We start from the raw sequence: 21,692 nt of genomic DNA on the forward strand, positions 1-21,692 counted from the left end.
ATTATAGTAAAAAATAATATAGATAGTATGAAAACCTTATCATTTTTTACCCTTTGTTAGCATACAATAGGGAAATGTCAATGTCAATGCATTCATGTGAAATATATTCACAAACTTTACACTTGATTTTTTTCTATTTATATACTAATTTTATTGAATAATTTTGTAGAAAAAGATCAGTACTTGTTTGCTTATTCCTCCGTTTTTACAATCGTGATTTCTGTTTCGATAAAATCTTCCTTTTTGGCCTTTTTTGCAAAAACTTTGGCTATATATATCCCTTCTGCTGGAAGCTGTTCAACAGCAATTTCTTTACGAACCATTCCTTTTCGCAAATTCCTTCCGGTATCCAAAAACCCAACAAAACGGTAATCTTCTTTTTTAAATAATGCAATTCCAAACTCGTCGGCCCCTCCAGGTAAATAAACCTCATATCTATATGTGCCAGGCTTATCACCCTTCCCTATATCAAAACCCATGACTCTTGGGTAGTCTGGCTCTTCTAAAACATAAATATACGGGATTTGGATGGTATCTGTCCCTGTTGTTAAAGACAAGTAGCCGTCTTGGATTTTCTTCTTAAAAAAACTAGGCTCAACGGTGAGTTCGATTTCTATCTCGCGCTTTTGTCCGGGCATCAGTGTAAAGGTGAATGGCAGCTTCCACCTTAGACCCTCAGCTTGTTCCGGGATTTTAAAGGAATAACGCATTATTTTGCTGCTTGTATTTTCAACATTTACATAAGCGCTATGCCTGTCTTTTCGATCTGCCAATTGGAACTTTCCAAATTGAATAGAACTCGGCGTGACAAGTGAACTTGCATTCACCGCATTTGTTATTTGAATCCTTCCAGCTCCTTGTTCATACGTATGGTAGAGTGTGCTCTCCTTTTTAACGAGAGGTTTTGCCGTGTTCATAATGGCCGCTTTAATTTGCAACGGTGTCCAATTGGGATGTGCTTGTTTTATAAGCGCACATGCCCCGGCAATATGTGGAGCAGCCATACTTGTGCCTTGTAGCGATAAATAGCCGCCCGGGATGGTTGATTGAATGGCCACACCAGGTGCAACAATATCCGGCTTAATTTCCCACGAACCCGTAACTGGTCCCCTTGAGCTAAAGTCGGCAAGCTGGTCTTTTTCTTCTAAGGTAGTAATTCGGGCCGTTAGTGTTCCTTTCCCTTTTAAAAATTCCCCCTCCGTTTTTGATAAGGATCCAACAGGAATCGATAGTTGCTTCTCAAGGTTACCCATGAATCTTCCACTTGTATTGTTGTAAATTAGGACGGCTTTTGCTCCTGCATCATAAGCATTTTTGGCTTTCTCAGTAAACGTTAAACCCCCTCTTTTGATTAGAGCTATTTTCCCGAATACATTCTTTAGATCCTCCTTTTTCCCAATTCCTCCTTCTACAAGGTCAACTGAACGGTCAAAGTCAAATTTACCTGAGCCAGTCATAGGCTCAATCCGAATTTTTTCTTTAGTTCCTTCTATTAAAAAATAAGGTATCTCCATTATCGGTGTCGATGCCCCAACAGATATTGCTTTAGAAGCAGTCCCTGGTGATCCAACCGTCCACACATCAGGCCCTGCATTTCCCGAGGCTACAACAGCTACAATTCCTTTATCAACTGCTCGATTGAGCGCAAGACTAATCGGTAGATCTGGTCCATTAACATCATTACCAAGCGATAAATTAACCACATCGACTTTATCTTTAATGGCTTGTTCAATCGCTGCGAGAACTTGCTCCGTTGTCCCTGCCCCACCAGGTCCAAGTGCCCTATAGGCGATTATTTTCGCCTTAGGGGCAACACCTTGAATTTTACCATTTCCAGCTATAATTCCAGCAACATGGGTGCCATGAAGAGTAGCTTTGCCTGCGGATCCACGGGTTTCCATCGGATCAGTGTCACCATCGACAATATCCCTTCCGCCACCATAGCTTTTCCTGAGATCTGGATGTGTGTAATCAATCCCTGTATCAATCACTCCCACCTTTACCCCCTCGCCTGTTAACCGCCGATCCTTATGGTCAAAAAACATTCTGACTGCGTCACCGCCAATCATTCTAATATTTTCTTCTGATTCTGCTTGATAGGTGCTAACAGGTGAGACATTCACTATTTGATTGTTCTTTGTTAGCTTCTCGATTGTTTCGATATTCCCTTTAACAGAAAATCCGTAGACTGCCTCCTGAAAAATATGGCGGATCTGCAGTTCTGGGTACGGAGCGAGGAGATTTTTTATTTCTTGTTCGGAATGCGGTTTTTTCAGGATCACAATTGTAATGGATTCTTTCGGTATTGGTGGATTTGATAGAGTTGAGGTGGCTACAGTTGAAGTGGATAAAATGGTGGCGGAGGACTGGATGGGTAGCAAAAGTATTGTGGATAAAAGAATGATGAATTTTTTCATATTAGATTTCCCCTTTTGTTGTAGGATTTTCTATAGGAGGGGAAATTATGTATTTTGTTCCTCGTTTTGATCCTATTAAAGGAAGGTTCATAGTGGAGAGGTGGCTTTTGACAAGGAGGTTCCCGCACCGCCCACGGAAAGCGAAGTGCCTGGAGCGAAATATAACAGGCAAATTTAACCGAGCCATTTATTTAATAAGGCTCTTTTCTTAAACTTTGTTGCTAGTTGAAACTAAATTAGAATGGTATTCCAGTTTACCGATAAAAACCGTAGGAAGTTTTTAAGAAAAGAGCACGATACCATTGTTATTTCGGGTTTTTAGACTAGGTACGAAAAACAACAATCTATGCGAAAACAGCCTTTAATTAAGATGATGTAGCTTCATTTGCGAAAAACCATAATTCATTTGCAAAACAAATTTGTTCCCCATCCTGGGGACAAATAAGCGTTATATTTAGACCTTCGTTTTCATAAAGTAAGCTAAAAAAAATAGACCGAACTCGAGGTTCAGCCTACCCAGTCTTTCTTTATTTCGTTCCAAACAATCGATCTCCAGCATCTCCTAGACCTGGTACGATGTAGCCGTGGTCGTTTAACTTTTCATCTAATGCTGCGATGTAGATGTCAACATCAGGATGAGCAGTCTTTACAGCTTCAACGCCTTCAGGTGAAGCAATCAAGCACATAAATTTAATATGTTTTGCGCCACGATTTTTCAAGGAGTTGATCGCTTCAATTGCTGAACCACCAGTTGCAAGCATTGGATCAACCACGATGAAATCACGTTCTTCAACATCGCTAGGAAGCTTCACGTAATATTCAACAGGCATTAATGTTTTTGGATCGCGGTAAAGACCAATATGGCCAACTTTTGCTGCTGGAATTAACTTAAGGATTCCATCGACCATGCCGATGCCTGCGCGCAAAATAGGGACTATACCGATTTTCTTCCCTGATAAAATTTTTGACTTGGTCATGCTCACAGGTGTTTCAATTTCAATGTCTTCAACAGGCATATCCCTTGTGATTTCAAAAGCCATCAGTGTTGCCACTTCATCAACAAGTTCTCTAAATTCCTTTGTACCCGTACTTTTATCACGTATATAAGTTAGCTTGTGCTGGATAAGTGGATGATCAAAAACGAAAACCTTTGCCACAAAAATCGCTCCTTTTTTAAGGTAAAATAGTAGGTCGTTAAACACTCCGTCTAATTTTACAGAAAAAAACTTCAATGAGCAACTTCAGTTACAAAGATTAAACAACATTTTATATGGGAATAATTTCTTATTTAATTATCCAATACAGATCCTTGTTACATTCAACACTCCGAAAGCAACAAAAAATCGACCCTATCTACAAGGGTCGATCGCGTTTTTAAAAATTAATATTCAGGATAAAGCGTGAACCTGCTTGTCAAAGCTTCTACACGACTTCTAGCTTCTGCAAGCTTTTCTTCATTTTCATGATTTTTAAGTGAAAAGGCAATGATCGATGCTATTTCGTCCATTTCAGCAGGACCAAATCCACGGCTTGTCACTGCAGCTGTACCAATTCGAATGCCACTTGTGACAAATGGGCTTTGCGGATCGAATGGAATCGTATTTTTGTTAACCGTTATTCCGATTTCATCCAAAACGTTTTCAGCTACTTTTCCAGTCAACTCTAGTGATTGCACATCAACCAAAAGCAAATGATTATCTGTTCCACCTGAAACGAGATTCAAGCCTTCTTTTTGAAGTCCGTCTGCTAATCGTTTTGCATTAGCAATAATCTGCCCAGCGTATTCCTTAAAGCTATCCTCAAGCGCTTCACCAAAGGCTACTGCCTTTGCAGCAATCACATGCATAAGTGGACCGCCCTGGATCCCAGGGAAAATTGATTTATCAATCTTTTTCGCAAATTCTTCTTTACAAAGTATCATTCCACCGCGTGGACCACGAAGTGTTTTATGAGTTGTTGTCGTTACAAAATCTGCGTATGGTACTGGGCTTTGATGCAAGCCTGCTGCAACTAAACCAGCAATATGGGCCATATCAACCATTAAGTAAGCGCCGACCTCATCAGCGATTTCACGGAATTTTTTAAAGTCGATTGCGCGGGGATATGCACTTGCACCAGCAACGATCAACTTTGGTTTATGTTCGCGGGCTTTTGCCATTACATCGTTATAGTCGATTTGTTGGGTCGTTTTGTCGACACCGTAATCAACAAAATTGTATTGAACACCGCTAAAATTGACTGGGCTTCCATGTGTTAAATGGCCGCCATGTGAAAGGTTCATTCCAAGGACTGTATCACCCTGATCGAGAATTGTGAAGTAAACCGCCATATTTGCCTGAGCGCCCGAATGAGGCTGGACATTGGCATGTTCAGCGCCAAAGATTTTTTTCGCACGATCGCGAGCCAAATCCTCGACGACGTCTACGTATTCACACCCACCATAATAACGGCGATTTGGATAGCCCTCGGCATATTTATTTGTCAGCACAGATCCTTGTGCCTCCATTACCGCTTCACTGACAAAGTTTTCCGATGCGATCAATTCAATTTTTGCGCGCTGACGACCTAATTCTTTTTGGATTGCTTGAAAAACCTGATCATCCTGCCGTGACAAATGCTTCATCGTAATCCCCCTTGTTCTGAATAAAAGCGAACTTTATACGTAAATTCACTTCTATAGTAGCATGTTTTCCTTTAAAAAAGAAAGAAAAATTGATTTCTTAATAATAATTCCGTAATAGAGCCGAACATTATGAACAACTAAGGTTTTCATCATTTTTCTCATAAACGGCTCTGACCCCGCCAATCAATTTTGCCCGTGTTTTTGCCAAATTCACATGGGCATGGCCAACATTCTTTTGTTTAACACGGACAGGTACAGCAACATGCTTCAAATGCATTCCAATAAATGTATTGCCAATATCGATTCCAGCATCCGCCTTCACGAATTCAACAACTGCTGGCTCTATCATTTGGCCAAAAGCATAGGTTGCCATCGCACCACCAGCATGTCGTACAGGCACAACCGTCACAATATCCAAATTCCGTTTATCGGCAACTTCCTTTTCAACAATGATGGCCCTGTTCAAATGTTCGCAGCATTGAAATGCTAGCTCTATCCCGGTATCCTTTTGCAGGTTTTTCAATTGTCGGAAAATCATTTCAGCTACTTCTAAGGTTCCTGCCGTACCGATTCTTTCACCCATCACTTCGCTTGTACTACAACCAATAACAAGCAGCTGGCCAGGCTTTAAGCTTGTTTGCACTTGAAACTCTGCTAAGATTGCATTAAGTTCTTTCTCCCACTCGGAAATCATAAGCATCCACCTTTCAAAGTTGCTTAGTTTCATATTCTGCAATTTTGCCAATCCGATTAGCATGGCGACCACCTAGAAACTCCCCTGTCAACCATACTTGGGCAATTTCCCGCGCAAGTCCAGGACCGATGACACGTTCTCCCATTGCTAATATATTGCTGTCATTGTGCTCACGTGTTGCTTTTGCACTAAATGTATCATGCACAAGTGCACAGCGGATTCCTTTTACCTTATTTGCAGCAATAGACATTCCAATACCCGTTCCACAAATTAAGATACCTCGATCAAACTCACCCTTTGCAACCTTTTCAGCTAGAGGTAGTGCATAATCCGGATAGTCTACAGAAGTGCTGCAATCACAGCCAAAATCAACATATTCAATTTTTAGTTCCTCTAATAAATTAGCGATTTCTTTCCGAATATTTACTCCACCATGATCTGAAGCTAATGCTACTTTCATTTCAGTAATCCTCCTAAATTTTTAACTGATTTTATTTTGACACAGTCCAGAAAAATTATAAAGGTCTACTACAATACCTCCTAAAGAAAATGCGCCGATTAGCGAGCCATAAGGGCGATAAAGGCGTAGTTGCACTTATGCGCTAGCAGAATTTAGGGATATAAATTCTGATTAGCTCAAGAAAATGCCACACATCTAAAGTGCAAAAGACCAGACTCAAATAGTAGAAAAAAAGCTCTCCTCCTAAGAAGAGAACCTTATTTTAATGAATCTATAATTTAAAGCGTTGAATGGTTTTCTTTAGCTTGTCTGCCTCGCCCTTCAGATCTTGTGCTAGGCTTTCAACCTCTTCAATGACATTTCCCTGCTCGATGGTTGATGCTGCCACTTGTTGAGCACCTGCTGATGTTTGTTCGGCTATTGCTGCTACTTCCTCTGATTGGGTTGCAGTATGACGAATTCCTTCCATTTGCTGCTCTACTAATGTGTTGATGGATTTTGCCATTTCAGCCATTTCATTGATGGTATCAGCCATTTCATCAATAACTTCGTTTGTCTTCGTTCCTTTGATAGCTCCGTCATTGGCTGTTTCAACCTGATTTGCTATTTGTTTAACCACATTCCTTACTTCTTCTTGAATATTCTTGATAAGTTCAGAAATTCCGTTAACAGCCTTCGCACTTTCATCTGCCAATTTACGTACTTCTTCAGCTACCACCGCAAATCCCTTACCATGCTCTCCAGCTCGAGCTGCCTCAATAGAAGCATTTAATGCAAGTAAGTTTGTTTGGGCAGCAATATCCCCAACAAGCTGAATGATTTGCTCCACCTTTGCGGCATTTCCTTCTAAACGCTTAACCGTTTGCATCGACTCCTGATTATCTTCGGCAAGGTGCTCAATTCCTGTAATCAAAGATTGAATAACTTGTTTGGAAACCTGAAGTTCTCGAACCATATCAGATGAAACCTTCTCAGAAGCTTTTGCTTTGACCTGGACTTCCTCTGCAAGCTGGATTACTTCCTCAACAGATTCAACCGTTCTCTGAATAGATGCTGCAGAATTTTCGGCCCCTGCAGAAATCTCACTGATGGTTCTTGATATGCCATCAGCCTGACGAGCAGCAAAAATTGATTTCTGTGAAATAGAAACTACCTTTTCATTGGTTTCACGGAAGTTTTCATCAATTTGGGTAACCATTTCCCTTAAGCTTCCAAGCATATGATTAAAGGCAAGCCCAAGTGATCTAATCTCATCATCTGATTTTGAGATGGCAACATCTTCACAGATGCTTCCATTAGCTGCCTTCAACGCAATGATTTCAATTTTTTTCAAAGGTTTGGTAATAAAGCCTGCTGCATAAATGGTCAAAATACCTGACCAGATAATTCCTAGGCATAGGGTGATAATCGTGAAAGTCGTTTGGTCAATATATTCTTTTACATAAGGATAAAGAATATAAATAAAAACCGCACTAACCGTGTATGTAATTAATGCTAATAGAGTTGTTAAAAAAACTAGCTTCTTTCTTAGACCAAACTTGTACCTTTTTTTCTCCTCCATAATTCTTCCCCCGTTTTACTCTATTTTATTTTCCAATTGCTCTATAGCCTTATCAATTAATTTCTCAAGCTCTTTAAATGTATTTCTGTACATATCGAGATTACCGCCAAATGGGTCGATTACATCTCTTTCTTCTTCTCCAGCAAATTCTTTAAGTGTAAAAATCTTTGCGGCAGCATTCGGGAAATTCTGCGCGATCGTAGCTTTATGGGATGAAGTCATTGTTAAAATGACTGTTGCCCAATTAACATTGGTTTCAGTTAAGGGGCTTGATTTGTGGCTATGTGCTACCTTAAATTCATCCATTACTGTCTTGGCATACTCTGCAGCCTCAGACCCGTATGCCGCATAGATACCAGCAGATTGTACCTCTATCTCTTTACTCTTTTTATTTATTAAAATTGCCTCAGCCATCGGGCTTCTGCATGTATTCCCCGTACACACAAACAAAATGCGTTGCATTATTGTCTGCCTCCTTTTCTTACATTATAAGACATATTTTTTAAATTCCAATACAAACATTAAAATAGTCATTTAATTGTTGCAATAATAGAACCCTTCCGATAATTGGAAGGGTTCTCAAGCATTTTTAAAAAGGGAACAGTAATTTCAAGCCAAACGCCAATAAAATACTACCCCCAAGCGCAACACTATAGACCCCAAGCAAGCCCTGGACTTTTCGGCCGATCAGTAAACCGCACCATGTCAGGACTGTTGCCGCAACACCAAAACATAAAACTACCATAATCGTTTTTGCCCCGTAGATTCCCAATGTGAGTCCCACGGAAAGACTGTCTAGACTTACACTAAGTGCAAACACTAACAATCCCATCCCTACAGGGGTAATGATCGTTTTCTGATCCTTCTTAATGCTAGACCAAATCATTTGGACGCCTAAAAGAATGAGCAGTCCCCCTCCTAAATAGGTAGCAAGTGTTCCAAACCTTTCAGATAAAAATTTGCCTGCAAACATTCCAACTAACGGCATCCAAACATGAAAAATTCCAATCGTGATTCCTATTTTAAAAATTTGCCTAAGCCGTAATCGATACATTCCCATTCCTAAACCGACTGAGAAGGCATCCATCCCTAGTGCAAACGCCATTAATAGCAGTGTAAGTAGCTCATTCAATATTGCCGACAATCGTTTTCGCCTCCTTGGACTTGCCCTATTTCACCATATGCGCGTCCAAGGTTGTTTAGAAGTTAATTCACCATCTAGTTTGTGGCTTAGTGTAAAGAAAACTACCGATTGGCGAGCCCCTAATGGCGATGATTAGGTGTAGTTGCACTTATGCGATTTGAGTGCTGATTATTTATTAAGGGTCATTACTTACTTTAGTACGTTAACAAGGTAAACTTTCTTATTAGCCAAAAAAATACCAGCCTCCCATTAAGGAGAAACTGGTATCAATCTTCTGAGATGACTTTATTTCCAGCCGCCTTTTGCAGACGGTTCATGATAGCTTGGCCTACACCATCATTTGGAAATATCTCGCTATAGATAACATCGACCTTTGCCTGATTAAATTCCCTTAAAACTGAATAAAGGGAACTAGCAACGGTTTCAAGTTCCGCTCTTTTTCCACAGGCAAGAATGACATCTGCCTGATATTCATTGGTATTCTCAACCGTTGTAAGCACACCAACGCGGAAACCTTCCTGTTGCTTTTCCAAAACATGCTTTTGAAGAAATTTCTGGCTTCCATTAATCAAAAATAAAGGAGCATTTGGGGCATAGTGGCGATATTTCATTCCAGGTGCTTTTGGTTTGGATTCACTATTTGTTAATGCCGGATCCACCTTAATCTCCCCGACCACCTCTTCAAGCTGCTCCAGCGTAATTCCACCTGGTCTTAAAATGACTGGAATTGGTTCCGTACAATCGATGACGGTTGACTCCACTCCAACACCTGTTGGCCCACCATCAATAATTCCAGCAATTTTGCCTTGCAAATCTTCCATTACATGTTGAGCAGTTGTTGGGCTCGGCTTCCCAGAGCTGTTCGCACTTGGCGCTGCAATCGGAATTCCACACTTTTTTAGCAATGCATGCGCAACGGGATGGTCGGGCATTCGAACAGCGACAGTCGTAAGTCCTGCTGTCGCTAACTCTGAGAGTACACCGTCTATTTTTTTAAAAATAATTGTTAACGGACCGGGCCAGAAGGAATCCATCAATAACGCGGCATTCTCTGGAATATCCTCTACAAATGAGTTAATTTGATCCTTCTCAGCAATGTGGATAATTAATGGGTTATCACCAGGTCTCCCTTTTGCAGCAAAAATTTTCGCTACTGCCACATCACTTTCAGCATTTCCTCCAAGCCCATATACGGTTTCTGTCGGAAGTGCAACTACCTCATTATCAATGAGTAATGTTGCTGCATCCACAATCTGTGGATTATTTTCAAGGTTATCCACAAACTTATCCACTTTCCAAACTTTTGTATTCATACTAATCCACCTTTATCTCAAACAATCATCATATCGAAATTTGCCGAATTAAGGCATCTAGATAGATATTTTTAATTAAGTACGCTTGAAAGTATAAAAGATGGACGCCTGAAATACAAGTCTTATCCACAAATTGTGAATAACTATCACGTTTCGGTGGATAACTTTGTGGATATATCCACAATTATAGTGAAAATTTTAAAAATAGAGAGTTATCCACATTTAAAATATGACAAACATGATCAGATTGGTGTAATTCTTGTGGGAGATCTACTTCCATTATCCTTTTAAACCCTAACAATTCAAAAAGTGGTAGCACTTCCATTTTATTTGTTGCTAAAAATAACTCTTTTATTCCTCTATCGTTTGCTAATTTAAGTGCTTGTCCAATAAGTAACCAGATATCCTTTTCTGCCTGGCCCGGTGTGACGACTAAAGACCGTAAAAGCCCAGCATCTCCAAACGTCTCAATTCCGACTGTTCCAATTAATTTTCCGTCCCCGTTTTCGAGAAGTATGAAGTACTCTACCATTTCTTCTGATAAACCGTCTATTCCTAGACTTGCCTCTGTCAGAAACTCTTTTACTATCGATAAATCCTTTTGACTAGCACGGCGAATAGCTGTATTCATAACCTACACCTCGTTTTATTTAATTCTATTTCTATGAATATGAATCAATAGAAAAAATAGAACAGATTGAGGTTAAATTTCTAATTTATGCAAACTCTCGCTTTATACGAGAGTTGGGTAATTTTATACGAACTAAACTGTTATTTCATTTATAGATGTGCCAAAAATTTTGCATGGATGTCTGTTAAAGGTAAATGTTGATATTTGATACCTATCTAAATTCTTAATAGACGGAAAAATTCCTCTTAATTAATAAATTGGATTAAAAATAGATTAAATAGACGGAGAGTTTCCGCCTATTTAATCAAAAACCGCGAAAAAGGCGGACTTTGCATTGCGTAATCGGAAAACTTCCGCTTATACACCCCGGAATGAGCTCCATTCTGCATTTAACCGGAAAATCTCCGCTTATTTTATTTTCGTTGGTTTCTCGGGTTACTTGAGTAATGATTGCCGTTATTACTACTTTAAAAATGGCTATTATTCGCCAGGAGTAGGTCTAGTCAAATAGCTTTTCCCATAGTTCTACTATGAAAAATTTCACTTTTATCGGTTGCTCGTCCTCTTTTGTATATACAGGTGCATCTTTCTTAGGTTGAAGTTCACTTGGTTCCTTTTTTAAGTTGGATTGCGCTGACGTCGTCGTTACAACTGATTGCTGTTTGTCTTGCTTTTCTGAAGTAACCTCCTTCTTGCCTTCAAATCCTTTACTAACTGCTACTCCATTTGAAAAATCAAGGAAGCATAGAGGTGGAAATAATACACACCACCAGTTCGCACCTTTTCCTTCTCCTAGTGTAATCAAGATCGCCTCATATTCTCCTGCAGGATAAAGGAACTCACCGTATAGTTTCGTAGGAAACTGTACTTTCCCGAACTTTACGTTTACCGCTTGCTCTGACCCTTGCTGTTTCACAACTTCTTCTGCTGTAGCTTGAAGTTCTGGCAGCTTTGATTTAATGACTATTCTTGCTTCTTTAATAGATGTTAAATCTTTTACCCAAACGGTAATTTTCGCATTAACGGCATCACGGACTTGTCTCTTTAGCGCTTGGTCAGATCCTTTATCACTGTTTGCAAGAATTCTTAGTCGAATGGCTTCACCAGGAATAGTGACTGCTTCCTTTGCCGTTACTTCATTTTTTGGTATATATAAACTTAAGATGGTTCCTAAGGATAATACGATAAGATATGCCCATACCATTGTTTTTCTTTTCATTCTTAGCACGCCCCCTCTGATATCCTCATTGTGGACAAAATGCCAGAATCTTAAACTATTAAAATGAAAAAATAGAAAAGGATTTTTCTCTAGGGATTCAGAGAAAAAAATCCTTTTCTTTTTCATTTCCAGAGATGATGTGTATCCTTGATGAGCTTGGATAAGACGGGAACAAAGCGAGGCTCTTTGTTACCTCTACTCCTCATTTTTCCGTCGTTCATCACCCTTATTTCTCCAAAAAAATAGCCCCGAGATTGTAATCTCCGGAGCCTAATTCAAACTTATTTCAGCAAAAACCATCCTGTCTTTGCCATTAATGTCATTCACGATGTCTACTTTTACATTTGCAAAGGTTTGGTAGAAAAGGTTGGCAACTGCCTCACTTTGTCCAGCACCGATTTCAAAGCCAACAAGAGCTTCTGACTTTAATACGAAAGGCAGTTCCTCCATAAATCTTCGATAAAAATCTAAGCCGTCCACACCTGCAAATAATGCCCGATGGGGTTCATGTTCTGTGACGATTTCGGACATTGTCACTTTATCACCCAGTGGAATATAGGGTGGGTTGGAGATGACTACCTCAAACAAGGCGTTTTGTTCGATAAACGGCTTAAGCAGATCCCCTTGGGAAAAATCTATCACTGCTCCAAGGCGGGCGGCATTTTCTTTTGCCACTAGTAAGGAATCGACCGAAATATCGGAGGCAGTCACGTGTAGTGTCGGAACCTCAAGCTTTAAGCTAACCGCGATGGCTCCGCTTCCTGTTCCAATATCTACCACCGCAACTTCTTTCTTCTCTGTAAACTTCTGCTTGATCCGCCTAATAATCTCAAGTACAAGTTCTTCCGTTTCTGGCCTTGGGATCAAAACGGATTCATTGACGGTAAAGGTCCGCCCATAAAATTCCTCTGAGCCGATGATATATTGAATTGGTACTCCGTGAACATGTTCGTGGATTGCTTTTTCAAATAAGATCCAAGTGTCTAGCGGTAATTCCTCGTGAAAGTTGGCAAACAGTTGTGAGCGCGATAAACCGGTAAAATGGCGGAGCAATAATTCTCCAGCAAATTCCTCCCGGTTCGATTTTTTTAAAAAAGAAGAAGCCCATTGGAGAGCTTCGAACATTTGTTTATTGATCGGATTCATTCTGAAGTTTTCTTGATTGATCATCGAGAATCAATGCATCGACAATGTCATCAATCTTACCCTCTAAAATTTGGTCAAGCTTTTGAATCGTCAAACCGATACGATGGTCGGTCACGCGATTTTGAGGAAAATTATAGGTACGAATTCGTTCAGAACGGTCCCCGGTGCCAACCGCCGATTTACGCACTGAATCAATTTCTGCCTGTGCTTCGCGTTGGAACTTGTCATACACACGTGCACGTAACACTTTCATCGCTTTATCTTTGTTTTTATGCTGGGATTTCTCATCCTGACAGGAAACCACAATGCCTGTTGGAATATGGGTTAAGCGAACGGCCGACATCGTCGTGTTTACGCTCTGTCCGCCAGCGCCGGTTGAAGCAAAGGCATCAAAACGGATATCCTTGTCATGGATTTCAACTTCTAACTCTTCTGCTTCTGGCAGGCAAGCAACTGTTGCTGTAGAAGTATGAATCCTTCCACCTGATTCTGTTTCTGGAACACGCTGAACACGGTGTGCTCCATTTTCAAATTTCAATTTGGAGTACGCACCTGTTCCAGTAATCATAAAAATTACTTCTTTAAATCCGCCAAGACCCGTTGGACTAGCATCCATAACCTCTGTTTTCCAGCCTTGTGCCTCAGCATAGCGGCTGTACATACGGTAAAGGGATCCAGCAAATAATGCCGCTTCATCTCCGCCTGCAGCTCCACGGATTTCAAAGATTACGTTTTTTTCATCGTTAGGATCCTTCGGAATAAGAAGAAATTTAAGTTTTTCTTCAAATTTCCCGATTTGCCCCTCTAGTTCATTAACCTCTTCTTTAACCATATCGCGCATTTCGGCATCAAGCTTCTCATCCAGCATGGCTTTAGCATCCTGGTATTGTTCGCGAGCCTCTTTGTATTCGCGGTACGTTTGAACGGTTTCTTGTATATTAGCCTGTTCTTTTGAATATTCTCGAAGTTTATTCGAGTCATTAATAATTTCCGGATCGCTTAATAGCTCATTTAACTTTTCATAACGATCTTCTACGGATTGAAGACGATCAAACACAGTCTATTCACCTCAGTTTAGTGGAAAAGGGTCGAGCTTCAAACGTTATCCAATTTGACATTGAATAACAGGTTTCGCTTTGCTCAAGCCACCTTTAATGTATTGTTTTGTACTAATACCATAAATCCCAAATTGGATTCTTGCATTGGGAGTCGAAATTATTATATTTTTTTGTCCATAACATTCTAATTATAGTATAGGTGATAGGTACCGTCAAAACCAAATAATGTAGGAAAAATTTTTTTAGGATTGCAGAGGGCTTTTTGCTTTCCACTTTTTAGCTGCATAAAGAAAATTCGCCGATTGGCGAGCCCCTAAGGCTGATGGCATAATTGCATTTATGCGCTAGCAGAATTGATAGATATAAATCCTGATTAGCAAAAAAAACATGCCCTGATACCCAGAGCATGTTTAACGCCTATCTTCTTGTACCTTCACTTCAATATTATAACTTGGCAGTGCCTCGACTAATTTGCGATGGATTCGCGCCTCGTCTGCAATCTTTCCTCTTTCTGTGAGTATTCCCTTTTTATAAGCAGTTACCCACATCCGGTCACCGTTAATCCAAATAGAACCTGGTTTGAACTCCTTTGTATCTCTAATGACTTGCCTAGCTTTATCCACATCAAGCCCCATATTAGAGCCAGATTCAGAACCACTGCCTGCTCCACTCAAATTAAGAAAATTTGGGTTTTGATTTGTAACATCCTTTTCAACTAAATGTCTTTGATTATTCCCTACAGAACGGTTTGACATGAATTGAGGAGCACTGCGATCTTTTCGCAGGTCATAAGAAGCATCATTCACGCTTTTCCCACTACACCCGCTTAATAAAAAGGCTGACAATAAAAATAAGAGTATCCAGTTTTTCAAAGTTTGGCACCTCCTTTTACTATCATGTCCTTAATTAGAAGGGGCGCTCAATGCACTTTTTTCCATTAAAAAAACCGCTTGAGCAAAAGCACTCAGCGGTTTATTGAAACGTATTGGTTACTTGCTTTTCATCTAAACGATGTGCTACTTTCGGGACATCATGATGGTGGCGGCAACGTGCTTCATATGCTTCGGATGCACCAACTAGTATTACGGGATCATAGTATGATGCTGGACTTCCATTAATTAATCGCTGAGTGCGGCTTGCGGGTGAACCACAAATGGTGCATACAGCTTGTAACTTAGTGACTTGTTCAGCAATTGCCATTAGAGTGGGCATTTGTCCAAATGGTTCGCCACGAAAGTCCTGATCAAGACCAGCCACGATCACTCGATAACCACTGTCAGCAAGTTGCTGAATGACCCGAACAATTCCCTCATCAAAAAATTGAACTTCATCAATGGCTACAATATCTATCTCTTCTTCCACATGATGCAAAATTTCGATGGAATGGGTAATGGGCTTCGCAATAATGGTAGAGCCATTATGGGATACTACTGATTGCTCACTGTAGCGATTATCAATTTTGGGTTTAAAAACAGCAATTTTTTGTTTAGCAAATTGTGCTCTTGTTACGCGGCGAATTAATTCTTCTGATTTACCAGAAAACATACTGCCGCAGATAACCTCGACCCATCCGCTTTGCTTCATAACATACATAAGAACGGCTCCTTCCCTTTGCGAACCAAATCAACTACTTGCTCTGGACAAGAATATCTATTTTTAACGTTATCATTATTTCATCATTTCACATTTATTATCAATAAAAAACAGGCAAGTTAAGTTGCTTCTTGCCTGCTTTTTCTGAGCGATTATTGTTGCTCTTGCTTAATGCCGTATTTTTTGTTGAAACGGTCAACACGTCCGCCAGCTTCAGCGAATTTTTGACGACCAGTATAGAATGGATGACACTCTGAACAAGTTTCAACGCGAATCTCGCCTTTTACTGATCCGGTTTCAAACTGGTTACCGCATGCGCAAGTCACCTTTGCACTTTTATAATTTGGATGAATTCCTGATTTCATTCTTTTCATCTCCTTCCGCCCTGAATCTTTCGAAACAGAGTTATCATAAGTGCTTATCAATAATATGCACTTAATTACTAAAAACACACTGTACACATTATAACAAGCTGTTATTACTTTTGCAAGCAAGCGTTTTGTCTTTTTGATAGGTAAAATTTAGGAACGACGTGCCTTTAATTCCTCACCTAAAGACGCAAAGAATTCTTCATTTGATTTCGTTTGCTTTAGCTTTTTAAAGAAGCGTTCGACAAAATCAGGTGAATCCGACATTGACTTCCTTATCAACCATAATTTATCAAGATGGTCTTTCGGAAGAAGAAGTTCTTCTTTACGCGTTCCGGAGCGACGAATATCAAGAGCAGGGAAAATTCGACGTTCAGCAAGTGAACGATCAAGATGAAGCTCCATATTTCCTGTTCCTTTAAACTCTTCATAGATAACATCGTCCATACGCGATCCTGTATCCACTAATGCAGTTGCAAGGATTGTTAAGCTACCGCCTTCTTCGATATTACGGGCAGCACCAAAAAATCGTTTTGGGCGATGGAATGCTGCAGGGTCAATACCACCAGATAATGTCCGTCCACTTGGCGGTATAACAAGGTTATAGGCACGAGCAAGCCGGGTAATACTATCCATTAAGATTACTACATCACGTTTATGCTCAACTAAGCGCATAGCACGATCAAGCACGAGTTCCGCCACTTTAATATGGTTTTCCGGAACTTCATCAAAGGTTGAACTAACGACATCACCCGCAACAGAACGTTCAATATCCGTTACTTCTTCTGGGCGTTCATCGATCAAGAGGACTATTAACTCTGCATCTGGATGGTTAGTTGTGATGCTGTTGGCAATTTCCTTTAATAGCATGGTTTTCCCTGCTTTTGGAGGGGCTACAATCAATCCACGTTGACCAAAACCAACTGGGGAAATCACATCCATAATCCTGGTAGAAAAATATTTAGGAGTTGTTTCAAGCATCATTTGCCTATCTGGATAAAGCGGTGTCAATGCTGGGAAATGTACACGTTCCTTTGCAGATTCAGGGTCATCCCCATTGACTGCTTCCACATGTAAAAGACCGTAATAACGTTCATTTTCTTTTGGTGGGCGAACTTTACCAGAAACTTTATCCCCATTGCGAAGATCAAAGCGGCGGATTTGCGAAGCCGAGATATAAATATCTTCCGAACTTGGAGAATAGTTAATAGGTCTTAAAAACCCGAATCCTTCTGATTGGATAATCTCTAGGACTCCCTCCATAAAGAAATACCCTTGGAGTTCGGCACGTGCTTTTAAAATGGCAAAAATTAATTCCTTTTTTGTTAGTTTACTGTAGTAGGAAACTTTAAATTCACGAGCAAGTTCATAAAGTTCCTTTAATTTCATATTTTCTAAGCCTGAAATTGATACGTCCATTTATACACCACACTTTAATAATTTTCACTCTTTTCCGCTGTCCTAGATGATCGAATGTTCTTAATTTTATATTTTGTATATTTCTCTTCATACAAAAAGAAAGACAACTTTTATCCGAACAGAAAAATAGGAGGAATTGATTGCACTTTTTGAAGGTTTTGAGAAGTTAAACGAAAAGGGACTAAAAATGTAGAAAAACAATTTCTATTTTACCCTTATTATAAAAAAATAATCAACAACTATTTATTGATTGGAAAATAAATAGGAAGGGACTACTTTTACTTTGATGGTTTGCCAGGGACCCCTCGCAATTATACCATTTAGGAAAGGACAGACGTAGAGTCTGTTCCTTTTCCCTATAGGTATATAGTAAAAAGATCCGAATATTATTTAATAACTAGATTTGGTTTCTTTTTCAAGCTATGCCGACCATCAACAAAGCGAACAGTACCGGATTTTGCTCTCATAACAACAGAATGTGTTGAGCCAAAAGTTCCTTTAAATTGAACCCCTTTTAATAATTCCCCATCTGTTACACCTGTTGCAGCAAAAATAGCATCATCGCCTTTAACTAGATCCTCCATTCGGAGAATACGGTTTACATCAAGACCCATTTTGATACAACGTTCAAGTTCTGCATCACTTTGCGGCAATAGTTTTCCAATAATTTCACCGCCGAGGCATTTTAATGCAACCGCAGACAAAACACCTTCAGGAGCTCCACCTGAACCAAATAGGATATCAACACCAGTATGATCAAAGGCTGTATTAATGGCACCTGCTACATCTCCATCATTAATAAGCTTGATCCTTGCTCCTGCTTCGCGAAGTTGGGCAATAATATGCTCATGACGCGGGCGATTTAACACGGTTGCAACGACATCTTGGATGTCCTTATTCTTTGCCTTCGCTACAGCTTTTAAATTATCAAGAACAGAAGCATTAATGTCAATAAGTCCTACCGCTTCCGGTCCAACTGCAATTTTCTCCATATACATATCTGGTGCATGTAGCAAATTGCCGTTATCTGCAATCGCAATCACGGCTAATGCATTCCAGCCACCTGCTGCAACAATATTCGTTCCTTCAAGCGGGTCTACAGCTACATCGACACGTGGACCGTAACCTGTACCAAGCTTTTCGCCAATATAGAGCATTGGAGCTTCATCCATTTCTCCTTCTCCAATAACAACAGTCCCCTTCATTGGAATGGTATCAAACACGTCTCTCATTGCTGAAGTTGCTGCCCCATCGGCCTCGTCTTTTACTCCACGGCCCATCCAGCGTGCTGATGCAAGTGCTGCAGCCTCTGTTACACGAACTAGTTCCATTGTTAAACTTCTTTCCATCCGTTCCAGTCCCCCATTTTCTCTCCATTTGCTTTTGTAAATAAGTATAGAGAATTATTATAATTTCTGTACGCCATTATTTAGATACGTTTGATTATGTGCTTTTTAACTGTTCAAGTTCTTCTTTTGTCATACTTTCACGCCAAACGGTCGCACCTAAGCCGGTTAATTTTTCAACTAAGTGGCTATATCCCCTATCAATATGTTCGAGTCCTGTTACTTCAGTAATTCCCTCTGCCATCAGGCCGGCAATTACAAGGGCAGCACCTGCTCTTAGATCGCTTGCCTTTACCTTGGCACCTTGAAGTTGTACAGGACCATTAATAATCGCAGTACGACCCTCGACTTTTATATCAGCATTCATTCTTCTTAATTCATCAATATGTTTAAATCGTGCACCATAAATGGTATCGGTTACCACACAAGAGCCCGTTGCATTTGTTAGTAGAGTAGTAAATGGTTGTTGCAGGTCTGTTGCAAAGCCAGGATACACAAGCGTCTTGATATCAACTGCTTTAAGAGGATTTGGCCCTCTTTCTATAAAGACCTGGTCGTCTCCCGATTCAATGCGGACACCCATTTCCCTCAATTTTGCTATTAACGACTCCAAGTGTTGAGGGATTACATTATCAATTAAAACTCCTCCCCCAACAGCAGCCCCAATGATCATGTAGGTACCCGCTTCGATTCGGTCAGGAATAATGGTGTGGTGACAGCCATGAAGGCTATCGACGCCGTCAATACGGATTATATCTGTACCAGCACCCTTAATATTAGCTCCCATGTTTGTTAATAGTGTTGCAACATCGATGATTTCTGGCTCTTTTGCTGCATTCTCAATGATGGTCCGTCCTTTTGCCCTTACAGCAGCAAGCATAATATTGATCGTTGCTCCCACACTGACAACATCGAGATAGATTCGTGCTCCACGTAATTCATCTGCTCTTAGATAAATAGCACCTTGCTCATTTGTCACGCTCGCACCAAGGGCCTGGAATCCTTTAATATGCTGATCGATTGGTCTCGGTCCAAGATGGCATCCGCCAGGCAAACCAATTACTGCTTTTTTAAATCGCCCCAACATCGCTCCCATTAAATAATAGGATGCACGTAGCATCTTTACTTTTCCATTTGGGAGTGGCATGGATATCATTGAAGAAGGATCAACAGTCATATCATCATTACGCAAATCTACCTTACCACCGATTTCTTCAAGTAACCCTTTAAGAATTTCGACATCTGAAATATCTGGTAATCCTTCGATCGTCACAGGAGAATCTGCCAAAATTGTGGCTGGGATTAGGGCGACTGCACTATTTTTGGCACCGCTTACTCTTACGGTCCCTTTTAATAAATCGCCGCCAGCAATCATAAGTTTTTCCATTTCTTACTCCCTTCTAAGCCTTATGCAAAGTCATATATGGTTTTTTCGGAACGGAATGACGAATATAAACCGGACAATTATCAACCAAATAAGCACTTGGTATTATTTACCATACCTAAAACGCATTTTCCGACAGCTTGTCTATTTATATAGTTTACACGAAAATTCTATTTTCATGTATGACATATTCAAAAAAGTTAAAAGAAAATGGAAAAACTTACCTCTACGTATTTAAACATAGTTCAACAAAATCCCCAAATAAATATAAACGTGGGGAAACCGCCCTCTTTTTTAAAAAGGACGGTTTCCAATTTCTTCTTGCTATTTATTTCTTTAAGCTTTGCCAGCTGAACCGAATTCACGGATTTTGCCAATTACGGTAGCTTTGATGGCATCACGTGCTGGTCCTAGATATTTACGTGGATCATATTCATTTGGTTTTGCGGCTAAAACTTCACGAACAACCTTAGCAGATTCAATCTGGTTTTCAGTGTTTACGTTTATTTTAGCTGTTCCTAGTGAAACGGATTTTTGGATATCCTTTGTAGGAATACCTGTTCCACCGTGAAGAACGAGCGGTAAACCAATAATTTTGCCAATTTCTTCCATTTCCTTGAAACCAAGGTTTGGTTCGCCTTTGTATGGGCCGTGTACTGATCCCAAGGCTGGAGCAAGGCAATCAATGCCTGTACGTTTTACTAATTCTTCACATTCTTTTGGATCAGCATAAATAACGCCTTCTGCAACGACATCGTCCTCTTGTCCGCCAACTGTTCCAAGTTCAGCTTCAACTGAAACACCTTTTGAATGTGCATATTCTACTACTTTTGATGTTATTTCAATATTTTCTTCAAATGCATGGTGTGATGCATCGATCATAACAGATGTAAAACCTGCATCGATAGCTTCTTTACATTTATCAAAGCTTGAACCATGGTCAAGGTGAATTGCAACTGGAACAGTAACTTTCAAGTCTTCCATTAGGCCTTCAACCATTTTTACAACAGTTTTGAAGCCACTCATATAGCGACCTGCACCTTCAGAAACACCAAGGATTACTGGTGATTTTTCTTCCACAGCTGCTGAAAGAATTGCTTGTGTAAATTCTAAGTTATTTATGTTGAATTGCCCAACAGCGTAGCCTTCTGCTTTCGCTTTTTTTAGCATTTCGGTCATTGAAACTAAAGGCATTTTACTTCCTCCTTATTATTGTAGTTATCTATTTTTAGTAAGAGCATTCCATTAAAATGATTTCCATCAATTTAACTGATTATGTATAGCCCTTTGTCTATTTAAAATGATAGACAACTACT

At 40.0% G+C, this 21,692-nt stretch carries 20 protein-coding genes; all 20 read right to left on the minus strand.

What is annotated here, in order from left to right; genetic code table 11:
• Positions 1–191 precede the first annotated feature (191 nt).
• On the minus strand, positions 192–2,417 hold the full coding sequence (locus RCG20_RS10255; protein WP_308184138.1) for a S8 family serine peptidase: 2,226 nt from the start codon (positions 2,415–2,417) through the stop codon (positions 192–194).
• Positions 2,418–2,944: 527 nt separating this feature from the next.
• The gene (gene upp / locus RCG20_RS10260; RefSeq protein ID WP_308184139.1) at positions 2,945–3,574 is read right to left on the minus strand and encodes a uracil phosphoribosyltransferase; all 630 of its coding nucleotides are present in this window, start codon (positions 3,572–3,574) and stop codon (positions 2,945–2,947) included.
• Positions 3,575–3,798: 224 nt separating this feature from the next.
• Positions 3,799–5,040, minus strand: a complete 1,242-nt coding sequence (glyA, locus tag RCG20_RS10265) for a serine hydroxymethyltransferase (RefSeq protein ID WP_308184140.1) — start codon at positions 5,038–5,040, stop codon at positions 3,799–3,801.
• Between the two features lie 127 nt (positions 5,041–5,167).
• Positions 5,168–5,740 (minus strand): TIGR01440 family protein, encoded by a 573-nt coding sequence (locus RCG20_RS10270; protein ID WP_308184319.1) that lies wholly within the window; start codon positions 5,738–5,740, stop codon positions 5,168–5,170.
• Between the two features lie 7 nt (positions 5,741–5,747).
• On the minus strand, positions 5,748–6,194 hold the full coding sequence (rpiB, locus tag RCG20_RS10275; protein WP_308184141.1) for a ribose 5-phosphate isomerase B: 447 nt from the start codon (positions 6,192–6,194) through the stop codon (positions 5,748–5,750).
• Between the two features lie 271 nt (positions 6,195–6,465).
• Positions 6,466–7,755 (minus strand): methyl-accepting chemotaxis protein, encoded by a 1,290-nt coding sequence (locus RCG20_RS10280; protein ID WP_308184142.1) that lies wholly within the window; start codon positions 7,753–7,755, stop codon positions 6,466–6,468.
• A gap of 15 nt (positions 7,756–7,770) precedes the next feature.
• Positions 7,771–8,217, minus strand: coding sequence for a low molecular weight protein arginine phosphatase (locus RCG20_RS10285; protein WP_308184143.1), 447 nt, complete (start codon positions 8,215–8,217; stop codon positions 7,771–7,773).
• Between the two features lie 127 nt (positions 8,218–8,344).
• Positions 8,345–8,860 (minus strand): manganese efflux pump MntP, encoded by a 516-nt coding sequence (locus RCG20_RS10290; protein ID WP_374120540.1) that lies wholly within the window; start codon positions 8,858–8,860, stop codon positions 8,345–8,347.
• Between the two features lie 305 nt (positions 8,861–9,165).
• On the minus strand, positions 9,166–10,212 hold the full coding sequence (locus RCG20_RS10295; protein WP_308184145.1) for an L-threonylcarbamoyladenylate synthase: 1,047 nt from the start codon (positions 10,210–10,212) through the stop codon (positions 9,166–9,168).
• Positions 10,213–10,396: 184 nt separating this feature from the next.
• The gene (locus RCG20_RS10300; protein WP_308184146.1) at positions 10,397–10,843 is read right to left on the minus strand and encodes a GNAT family N-acetyltransferase; all 447 of its coding nucleotides are present in this window, start codon (positions 10,841–10,843) and stop codon (positions 10,397–10,399) included.
• Between the two features lie 499 nt (positions 10,844–11,342).
• Positions 11,343–12,062, minus strand: coding sequence for a stage II sporulation protein R (gene spoIIR / locus RCG20_RS10305; protein WP_308184147.1), 720 nt, complete (start codon positions 12,060–12,062; stop codon positions 11,343–11,345).
• A gap of 270 nt (positions 12,063–12,332) precedes the next feature.
• On the minus strand, positions 12,333–13,208 hold the full coding sequence (prmC, locus tag RCG20_RS10310) for a peptide chain release factor N(5)-glutamine methyltransferase (protein ID WP_308184148.1): 876 nt from the start codon (positions 13,206–13,208) through the stop codon (positions 12,333–12,335).
• The gene (prfA, locus tag RCG20_RS10315) at positions 13,192–14,265 is read right to left on the minus strand and encodes a peptide chain release factor 1 (protein ID WP_308184149.1); all 1,074 of its coding nucleotides are present in this window, start codon (positions 14,263–14,265) and stop codon (positions 13,192–13,194) included. Before prfA ends, prmC begins: the two co-directional genes overlap by 17 nt.
• A gap of 411 nt (positions 14,266–14,676) precedes the next feature.
• The gene (locus RCG20_RS10320) at positions 14,677–15,138 is read right to left on the minus strand and encodes a hypothetical protein (RefSeq protein WP_308184150.1); all 462 of its coding nucleotides are present in this window, start codon (positions 15,136–15,138) and stop codon (positions 14,677–14,679) included.
• Positions 15,139–15,238: 100 nt separating this feature from the next.
• Complete coding sequence (locus tag RCG20_RS10325; RefSeq protein WP_308184151.1) at positions 15,239–15,859, minus strand: thymidine kinase; 621 nt, start codon at positions 15,857–15,859, stop codon at positions 15,239–15,241.
• A 152-nt stretch (positions 15,860–16,011) separates the two neighbouring features.
• Entirely contained in the window at positions 16,012–16,224 is a 213-nt protein-coding gene (gene rpmE, locus RCG20_RS10330; protein WP_308184152.1) for a 50S ribosomal protein L31, read from the minus strand.
• Between the two features lie 156 nt (positions 16,225–16,380).
• Positions 16,381–17,646: a transcription termination factor Rho gene (gene rho, locus RCG20_RS10335; protein WP_308184153.1), complete on the minus strand. Its 1,266-nt coding sequence runs from the start codon at positions 17,644–17,646 to the stop codon at positions 16,381–16,383.
• A gap of 386 nt (positions 17,647–18,032) precedes the next feature.
• Positions 18,033–18,995: a class II fructose-bisphosphatase gene (gene glpX, locus RCG20_RS10340; RefSeq protein WP_308184154.1), complete on the minus strand. Its 963-nt coding sequence runs from the start codon at positions 18,993–18,995 to the stop codon at positions 18,033–18,035.
• A gap of 94 nt (positions 18,996–19,089) precedes the next feature.
• A complete protein-coding gene (locus RCG20_RS10345) occupies positions 19,090–20,379 on the minus strand; it encodes a UDP-N-acetylglucosamine 1-carboxyvinyltransferase (protein WP_308184155.1) in 1,290 nt (429 codons plus the stop codon).
• Between the two features lie 333 nt (positions 20,380–20,712).
• Positions 20,713–21,570: a class II fructose-bisphosphate aldolase gene (locus RCG20_RS10350; protein WP_308184156.1), complete on the minus strand. Its 858-nt coding sequence runs from the start codon at positions 21,568–21,570 to the stop codon at positions 20,713–20,715.
• Positions 21,571–21,692: the final 122 nt, after the last annotated feature.

It is taken from the genome of Neobacillus sp. PS3-40 (assembly GCF_030915485.1).
Lineage (GTDB): Bacteria > Bacillota > Bacilli > Bacillales > Cytobacillaceae > JAUZPL01.

Bases quoted from the DNA above. Each gene is read 5' to 3' on its own strand.
- rpmE (WP_308184152.1), bottom strand. From the start codon at position 16,224: ATGAAATCAGGAATTCATCCAAATTATAAAAGTGCAAAGGTGACTTGC.
- rpiB (WP_308184141.1), bottom strand. From the start codon at position 6,194: ATGAAAGTAGCATTAGCTTCAGATCATGGTGGAGTAAATATTCGGAAA.
- spoIIR (WP_308184147.1), bottom strand. From the start codon at position 12,062: ATGAAAAGAAAAACAATGGTATGGGCATATCTTATCGTATTATCCTTA.
- RCG20_RS10325 (WP_308184151.1), bottom strand. From the start codon at position 15,859: ATGTATGTTATGAAGCAAAGCGGATGGGTCGAGGTTATCTGCGGCAGT.
- glyA (WP_308184140.1), bottom strand. From the start codon at position 5,040: ATGAAGCATTTGTCACGGCAGGATGATCAGGTTTTTCAAGCAATCCAA.
- RCG20_RS10285 (WP_308184143.1), bottom strand. From the start codon at position 8,217: ATGCAACGCATTTTGTTTGTGTGTACGGGGAATACATGCAGAAGCCCG.
- RCG20_RS10290 (WP_374120540.1), bottom strand. From the start codon at position 8,860: ATGGCGTTTGCACTAGGGATGGATGCCTTCTCAGTCGGTTTAGGAATG.
- rho (WP_308184153.1), bottom strand. From the start codon at position 17,646: ATGGACGTATCAATTTCAGGCTTAGAAAATATGAAATTAAAGGAACTT.
- RCG20_RS10350 (WP_308184156.1), bottom strand. From the start codon at position 21,570: ATGCCTTTAGTTTCAATGACCGAAATGCTAAAAAAAGCGAAAGCAGAA.
- RCG20_RS10295 (WP_308184145.1), bottom strand. From the start codon at position 10,212: ATGAATACAAAAGTTTGGAAAGTGGATAAGTTTGTGGATAACCTTGAA.
- RCG20_RS10300 (WP_308184146.1), bottom strand. From the start codon at position 10,843: ATGAATACAGCTATTCGCCGTGCTAGTCAAAAGGATTTATCGATAGTA.
- RCG20_RS10255 (WP_308184138.1), bottom strand. From the start codon at position 2,417: ATGAAAAAATTCATCATTCTTTTATCCACAATACTTTTGCTACCCATC.
- glpX (WP_308184154.1), bottom strand. From the start codon at position 18,995: ATGGAAAGAAGTTTAACAATGGAACTAGTTCGTGTAACAGAGGCTGCA.
- RCG20_RS10280 (WP_308184142.1), bottom strand. From the start codon at position 7,755: ATGGAGGAGAAAAAAAGGTACAAGTTTGGTCTAAGAAAGAAGCTAGTT.
- RCG20_RS10270 (WP_308184319.1), bottom strand. From the start codon at position 5,740: ATGCTTATGATTTCCGAGTGGGAGAAAGAACTTAATGCAATCTTAGCA.
- prmC (WP_308184148.1), bottom strand. From the start codon at position 13,208: ATGAATCCGATCAATAAACAAATGTTCGAAGCTCTCCAATGGGCTTCT.
- RCG20_RS10345 (WP_308184155.1), bottom strand. From the start codon at position 20,379: ATGGAAAAACTTATGATTGCTGGCGGCGATTTATTAAAAGGGACCGTA.